The sequence below is a fragment of the Serratia sp. ME47 genome, assembly GCF_903970925.1.
Taxonomy (GTDB): domain Bacteria; phylum Pseudomonadota; class Gammaproteobacteria; order Enterobacterales; family Enterobacteriaceae; genus Serratia; species Serratia ureilytica.
Genome location: NZ_CAJCKE010000052.1, coordinates 1 through 6,522, shown reverse-complemented (window position 1 = coordinate 6,522; position 6,522 = coordinate 1). Strand labels below are relative to the sequence as shown.

Genomic DNA, 6,522 nt, shown 5'->3' with positions numbered 1-6,522 from the left:
TGTTGGGTTCGTTCTTCCAGGGCATTTTCATAACCTCCCCCTTCCGGGGCTCTTTCCCGGCTTCGGGTTATGGGTAGGGTTCAGCCACCAGCCGTAAACGCTGCCGGTAAGAGGGTGCCGTGTGTGTCGTCCGTTGGCTGGGGCTGAAAACGGAAAAACCCGCTCGGAGGCGGGTTCTTTTGAAGGCTGGGAGGTGATTTGTCAGCCCGTAGGCATTAAAATCCCATCATTAAGAGCAAATCTAGCCAATTTTATTCAAAAACGCAAGAGTTGGTTGGTAAAATTTGCAAATTAGTTGACATAGTGTTCAATCATGCGAATTTGAGGTTACCTTCCCTAGCACCATCTCAGCTGATTCGGCGTCCTGGTAGCACTTGCTTATCAGCATCTGGTAAAAGCGTTGCCAGTTTCTGTTCCATGTCGGCTGGCTAAGGTCTGGTATCAGCCCTTTTACCACCTTGTAAGCCTGTGCGGTCGTGGTTGGTTTTAATCCCGTTCCATGACATCTGCTGCAGGTTTTCTCTACGGCCTTACCACCAGCCTTTGTGGCCGCTATGTCGTATACTTTTCCACTGCCGCCGCATCTGCATCGCGCCCTGACTATGTCAGCAGTTCTGCAGTAATCGTCAACTGCGAGCTTGGACAGCAAAACCATGCATCTCACCATTTGTCTGCCAGCAGCCTTCCCTACCAGCTTTGGCGCCTGCTTAATCGCGAACTGAGCCAGCCGCTCAATTGCCTTTTCTCTTTCTGAGGTGTCTTTGTTGAATTTTGCATAGAGCAGGCTAAGCCCTTGCGCCTCTCTCGACTGGGTGATTCCAAGAGCAACCATCACATCCGTATACCCTCCCTTCCCACCTCCTCGGCATTGAGAAGCGCGAACGACTCGCCGACCATGGGTAACACCATCCTCATCGACGAGCACATTTGACTGTGGCTTGGTATCTGGTGCCATGCCCATAACGGACGGAGACTTTGGGCTGCTGGCTAAAAGTGCGTGCTCTATTCTCATGCTATTTCCCCTATAATTATTTGGCCTACTTCACCCCAAATCTTTGTTACTCGACCGTCCCAAATGCGGCAGTCGTCTTCAAAAATGGCATCCAGCAACGCCTTCTCCAGATTGTCCTTGTCCGGCTTCTGCTGATGCGGTTTTCCGGCCATCTCAGCGCGTTTCTTCTTGCTCCAGTCATCTGGCATGGGTAAAACAAACGTCACGTGATAGCCGCTCTCAGGCAGCGAGATTCGATTCAATTTCACCTCATCACAGAATGCCCGGTAGCGGAGAACTGGCGGGCGCTTGGCCCACCGATCTTTTTGTGTCATTCGTGGCTTGGGTATTGGCGTGATCGGGTACGTTTTCATGCGATCGCCCCGATGCCAATGGAGTAATCCAGGAACTGCGCCAGCAAATCGGTTTGGCTACCATGTTCCGCTTCCCATGCCGCTGGGTCGTCATGCAGTTTGCGGTGACATGTACGGCAGAGCGGGATTGTCAGGTAATCGCTGGGCTTCGTTCCCATCCCTCCAAGACCGTGGCCAATGATATGGTGAGGGTCATCAGCGCGGGCGCCGCAACCGCAGCAAGGACGACTCTTAACCCAGCGCGTATATTTGCTATCCTCTACGCGCGTAAGCTTCGGCCGCAGCATAAAGGCCTTTTGTGGCGCCGGGTCTACGGTGAAGCACTTAGCTACCTCCTTGGAAATAATCGCAGTGGCCGCCGGCGTGCAGTCCATCTCGGACTCCTTGCGGGTGCCTGTGATCACCTTTGGCTCCGGTAAGTCGGTGACGGTGCGCGCGACGTCATCGGGGATCAGGTCGAATACGCCGGACAGCATGGCCCACAGCATCAGCTCTGGGATTGTCAGTTGCCCCTCAGACTTCAGGCGATGTTTGGCCGTTGCCACCACCCAGCGCGCCGTGTTGCGTGCAGCGATTTTTTCAATCTTCGGTGATACACCCAGGCTTTGTTTGTAGCACTGCGGGCAGATGCGTACGGCTGAATGCCCGACGCGCTCCGTGTCCAAAATCGTCGAAGGCCGATCGTGCTTGCTGTACTGGCATTTCGTGAACTGCGTCGCCCAGGCTTCAATCGCGTTAACCCCACCGCAGGCGTTTGTGACGCGCTCATGCTTGAAGAAATCCTGTAGGCGCGGGTCATTAGCGATCTCATGCTCCACCGCTGGCAGAATGCCTTCAGGCGAGCTCTTGAACTCGTCCGGCAACGTGGAAACCATCACGCGTCCTGTCATGTACGGCACCAGCTTTTCGTCTACCGGGATCAGGGCAATACCCAGATCATGCTGTACCGATGCTTTGACTATCGCTCTCATCAGGCAATCCTCGCTAAATCGTTCTCGCTGGCCTTGGCTACTGCCTGAGCCCAAATCCCCGTCCATGCTCGGCGGGCGTCGTAATCAGTCATGCGACCAAGGGATCCGGCCATCTCCTTCGCAAGCTTCTCAACCTCGTTCCGTGGCTGCTGGCGCTGGGATACCAGACGGACATAGGCCTCTTCGCGGGCGGCGCTATCCTGGCGCTGTACTTTCGGGAGGTCATCAGCCCGCTCTTCCTTGACCTTCAGGTAGCATTTCTCAGTGATCAGGTAGTCAAAGTCCTTTTTGCGCCAGGTCTTGCCGCTGTTCGTGTCTGGGCGGTCTTCCAACATCCAGCGGCATTTCTTCGAGATGTACCGCAGGTAAGCGCCCCAGCGCTCCATGTCCATCTCGTAGTCCTTCCAGAGCTTGCGCAGTGCCTTGCGGCGACCATCGGTCATCTTCAAGACGTCAGGCAGTTCTGGCAGCGTGGTGCGGAAGATGCGAAGCACTTCGTCGTAATCGATTTTCAAAGAATCCTCTTGCGGCTGGTCTGTTGGCGAAGCCGGCAGACGTACAGGTTTTTTCTCTGCTGTAGTCTCTGAAGTAATCTCTGTGTAATCTCCTGTATGAATGTCTGCGGGATTCCCGCAATCTGGCGCGCTGCTTTCCCGCAAACTTGTCTGAGGGTTTTCCGCATTCTTGTCTGCGGCATTACCGCACTCTTGAATGCGGGATTCCCGCATACTGGAATGAGGGTTTCCCGCATTCTGGGTTTTCTCTTTGATTTTCTTCAGAAGAAGCAACTCAAGAGCATCGGCTTTAACCCGAAAATAGAGCTTTGCTGGTACACCACGGCGATCCTCTTCAAGTACCCCGGCGGAGATAAGGCGACGGCGTGCCGTTTCCTGTTCCTCACGCGTAAGGCCTGTTTCATCGCGGATCTCTTTCTGGGTTTTGTAGAACCAGCCGGCATCCATTCGGTTATGCCAGTAAACCAACTGCGACAGCAGAACAGCGCCGGTCACCCCAACCCCCAGGCCGACGAAAGACGGCTGGTAAGCTATAGGCCGATCAAGAAGCTGCATTAAGGCGCTCATATGTCCACTCGCTTAAATTTCTCTTTAAATCTTTCAAGAGGTTGCATGCACTCATGCGGATAGCCCTCTCTCATAAAAATCACCTGACGCTCTACACGTTCCCACCGGATAACCTTCACGGGGTTGCCGTGGTCATCGACATACTTCCTATCCAGCGGGGTTGATTGGCTCATGGTTAGCTCGCCATCAGCTCAGAGGCGTAACGCTCAGCAATCCACTGGATGCCACGCGGCGTTACCCTGGTTTGCGTGAAGGCGTGACCAAAATCAGACGTGCCAGTTTTGACGGTGAATAACCCATCCCGCTGGCGTAGTGCATGGGGAAGCAGATTCCCGGACTGGCGGAACAAAACCTTGTCGCGGATCAGCGCGTCAATCATCGCTTTCTCTGGCATGTTCAAAACCTTGGCCGTGGCGCGCAGGCTTTTTGAACCTGATGCATCTACGTAGTGATCAACAAAGGCCACCTTCGGTGCGTCGGCCTGAACCTTCTGCTCCAGCATTGCCTTCTGTTCGGCCATATCTGCTGCCAGGCGCAGAGCTTCAGGCAGCGTCTGCGGTACTGGGGAGTTTTGCTCTTCCAGTTCGTGCAGGCGCTTGATCACCCGCATGCGGAGGCTGGCGCTGTACCCGGTCACCAAACATTCGGTATGCTCCCTGTCGAGCGCGTATTCCCGGTATTGCTGGCCGTTCTGGGGGTGTCTCCAAATCTGGATATACCCATCCAGGCCTTCGCCCAGTTGTTCCAGCATGATTTCTATGTCGCGCATGACGTGGCCGTGTTGCTTGCCAGTTAGCTCGGCAATTTCACGGCTCGTCATTTTCGGGCTGTTGCCACCGATCGCTACGTTTGCCATAATGAATCGACCTCTCAGGTTAGGTTTTAGAAAAGTGATGGCCGAGCAGTTGCAGCTGTTCGGCTTTTCTTCTTCCCTGATTCCGGCTTCTCTTCCTTGGTGCAGCTCGCAAGTACGTACTGGCGCGCAAGCGTGAGACAGTCGTCATAAATCATCCCCTTCCTGCTCGCCTGCGACTTCCGCCGGTAAAGGTCGGCTCCGTGTGATGCCCCCCCCTGAGCTAGCGCTTCGCTGAATGCCTCTTTCACCAGCTGCTTCTTGATGTTGTCGTAAACAAACGTGTCCCAGGCCATAAAGCCCCCTATTCCGTCTTTGGTTCCCGGATATGCTCAAGCATCGCCATTAGCCCGCGCGCCAGATCAGCGACTTCCTCGCCCCTGAACGTCAGCATGGTTTCCGAACGCTTAAAGCCGGTAGCAGCCAGCAGCAGGCTCGCTTTCTCCACCAGCCCCCCTTTGCTCTGCCAGCGGCTCACCTGCGATTTATCAACGCCGATCGCGCCGGCCAGGCTTGTCACTCCGATTGCTGCAATGCGGCTCATGATGTCGCTCTGAATCGCCTGAGCTTCGTTGCGTGTTGTTGCGACTGATTCCATTTACAATTTCCGTTGTCTTACAGTGATTGATTGATGATTGGCGGCTGGCTTTCGCTGGCTCGCGCATAACGTTTTGGGTAAAGAATTTGCAGCTCGGTGATCTCACCGGAGTAGAATCGAGATAGCTTTTCAGCCAACTCAGGCGATGCTGTATGCACGCCACGTTCTACACGGCTCAGGTATCCAGGGTCACAATTGACCGCATGGGCTACGTCAGTGATCTTGAGCTCTTTCTTTACACGCATATTTCTAAGTGGTGTTTGCATAGCGGCCCCTTTTAATTGCGCTACACGCATATTAATGCGCATTTCATTTTTGCGCAATACGCTTTGCGTGTGACGCACATGAATGGAAAAATGACGGCATGGAAACCGAAAAGAAGCTACCTAAAGAAATCGACCCTACTGTAGGTCGTAACATCCGGCACCTTCGCGTTAAGAAGGGGCTAAATCTTGCTGACCTTGCGAATGCTGTTGATAGCGACGTAGGGAACATCTCTCGCCTGGAGCGGGCTAAGCAGGGTTATAGTGACGAGATGATCAGAAAGATTGCTGACTTCTTTGAACGACCTGTTAGCGACCTTTTCAGGCCTGATTTGCCTTTCGAAAACTTATCTCCTGAGTCTGATGCTCAGCCAACCAGGCTTAAAGCCTCAGTGTGGGAGGATGGAGCTCAGGACAGCGAGGAGTTTGTGGAAATCCCACTAATTGACGTTCATTTTTCTGCAGGCGATGGCAGTGTCGAAATTGTTGAAAAAGAAGAGTTTGCCTTAATTTTCCGGCGTTACTATCTACACAAGTTGGGAGTGTCTATTTCTGCGGCCAAACTTGTCCGGGTGATCGGCAACAGTATGGAGCCGAGATTGTCCGACGGTGATGTAGTAGGCATTAACACCGACGATACGCGCATCCGGGATGGTAAGGCCTATGGCATCCGTCATGGCGATCTGCTTAGAGTAAAATATCTTATTGAGCAGCCAGACGGCGGTGTCGTGATCCGCTCAATGAACCGAGAAGAGTTTAAAGATGAAGTTCTTACCCTCCAACAAAGAAAAGAACAACTAGTTGTTCTTGGTCGGGTTTTCTGGTCTTCATCCACTTGGTAAACCACATATAAGCAATCAAACCGGCTCAGGCCGGTTTTTTTGTGCCTAAAACCCACTCCCCCACGCAAATTTTTTAACCAGAAATTTCAATCATATGCGTAAGAATATAAATTCACGCTTATTTTTGCGCTTGACGCATTTGCGTTATACGCATAAATTAAATCCATCGACAGCAACAACGTCACCGGCAGGAAGCCACACAGGTAAGACGCCCAGGGGTGAGCGATGCAATCACTCCCCGGCCCCGAGAGGGATCGACCGGCAAAGTTCTTTAGGGAAAGAGTTGATTTACCCTGCCGCTGCCAGTGTGGGGTGGTAGGCATAAAACCACTGAGGAGCTACACGATGAAGGCAATCAATGAGCACGTTGGCTGGGGTACTGATGGTCACGGCCTGAAGGTTCTGTTCTGCAACAAATGCCGGGAGGTTTTCTACCGCACACCGGATGCAGGCAAAGCAATCCAGGCTCAGCGCGTATTCAGCAAAAAGCACCAGTGCGCCAACTAACAGCAGAGGGTTACATGATGAAGGTAAAAATCACAACGACC

General features: G+C 53.2%; 11 protein-coding genes. 2 read left to right on the top strand and 9 right to left on the bottom strand.

Features of this window, described 5'->3' with window-relative positions:
* Positions 1–307 precede the first annotated feature (307 nt).
* From H7A77_RS25150 to H7A77_RS25110, 9 genes are read right to left on the bottom strand one after another with little or no spacing between them, the layout of a single operon-like run.
* Positions 308–1,012: an antitermination protein gene (locus tag H7A77_RS25150; RefSeq protein ID WP_182074817.1), complete on the bottom strand. Its 705-nt coding sequence runs from the start codon at positions 1,010–1,012 to the stop codon at positions 308–310.
* On the bottom strand, positions 1,009–1,365 hold the full coding sequence (locus H7A77_RS25145; protein WP_182074816.1) for a RusA family crossover junction endodeoxyribonuclease: 357 nt from the start codon (positions 1,363–1,365) through the stop codon (positions 1,009–1,011). The genes H7A77_RS25150 and H7A77_RS25145 overlap by 4 nt, the downstream gene beginning before the upstream one ends.
* Positions 1,362–2,336, bottom strand: coding sequence for a DUF968 domain-containing protein (locus tag H7A77_RS25140; RefSeq protein WP_182074815.1), 975 nt, complete (start codon positions 2,334–2,336; stop codon positions 1,362–1,364). The genes H7A77_RS25145 and H7A77_RS25140 overlap by 4 nt, the downstream gene beginning before the upstream one ends.
* Positions 2,336–3,406: a hypothetical protein gene (locus H7A77_RS25135; protein ID WP_182074814.1), complete on the bottom strand. Its 1,071-nt coding sequence runs from the start codon at positions 3,404–3,406 to the stop codon at positions 2,336–2,338. The genes H7A77_RS25140 and H7A77_RS25135 overlap by 1 nt, the downstream gene beginning before the upstream one ends.
* An 8-nt stretch (positions 3,407–3,414) precedes the next feature.
* Positions 3,415–3,591 (bottom strand): DUF4222 domain-containing protein, encoded by a 177-nt coding sequence (locus H7A77_RS25130; protein WP_065426409.1) that lies wholly within the window; start codon positions 3,589–3,591, stop codon positions 3,415–3,417.
* 2 nt (positions 3,592–3,593) lie between these two features.
* Positions 3,594–4,274, bottom strand: a complete 681-nt coding sequence (locus tag H7A77_RS25125) for a phage regulatory protein/antirepressor Ant (RefSeq protein ID WP_197828892.1) — start codon at positions 4,272–4,274, stop codon at positions 3,594–3,596.
* 26 nt (positions 4,275–4,300) lie between these two features.
* The gene (locus tag H7A77_RS25120) at positions 4,301–4,567 is read right to left on the bottom strand and encodes a hypothetical protein (protein ID WP_182074813.1); all 267 of its coding nucleotides are present in this window, start codon (positions 4,565–4,567) and stop codon (positions 4,301–4,303) included.
* A gap of 8 nt (positions 4,568–4,575) precedes the next feature.
* The gene (locus H7A77_RS25115; protein WP_060387652.1) at positions 4,576–4,869 is read right to left on the bottom strand and encodes a CII family transcriptional regulator; all 294 of its coding nucleotides are present in this window, start codon (positions 4,867–4,869) and stop codon (positions 4,576–4,578) included.
* Between the two features lie 17 nt (positions 4,870–4,886).
* The gene (locus H7A77_RS25110; protein ID WP_072010281.1) at positions 4,887–5,135 is read right to left on the bottom strand and encodes a helix-turn-helix transcriptional regulator; all 249 of its coding nucleotides are present in this window, start codon (positions 5,133–5,135) and stop codon (positions 4,887–4,889) included.
* 98 nt (positions 5,136–5,233) lie between these two features.
* Here H7A77_RS25110 and H7A77_RS25105 point away from each other — a divergent pair, with 98 nt between their 5' ends.
* Positions 5,234–5,974 carry an XRE family transcriptional regulator gene (locus tag H7A77_RS25105; protein ID WP_060447793.1) on the top strand — a complete coding sequence of 247 codons (741 nt, stop codon included), beginning with the start codon at positions 5,234–5,236 and terminating at the stop codon, positions 5,972–5,974.
* Between the two features lie 345 nt (positions 5,975–6,319).
* Positions 6,320–6,481: a hypothetical protein gene (locus H7A77_RS25100; protein WP_154640411.1), complete on the top strand. Its 162-nt coding sequence runs from the start codon at positions 6,320–6,322 to the stop codon at positions 6,479–6,481.
* The last annotated feature ends 41 nt before the right edge of the window (positions 6,482–6,522 follow it).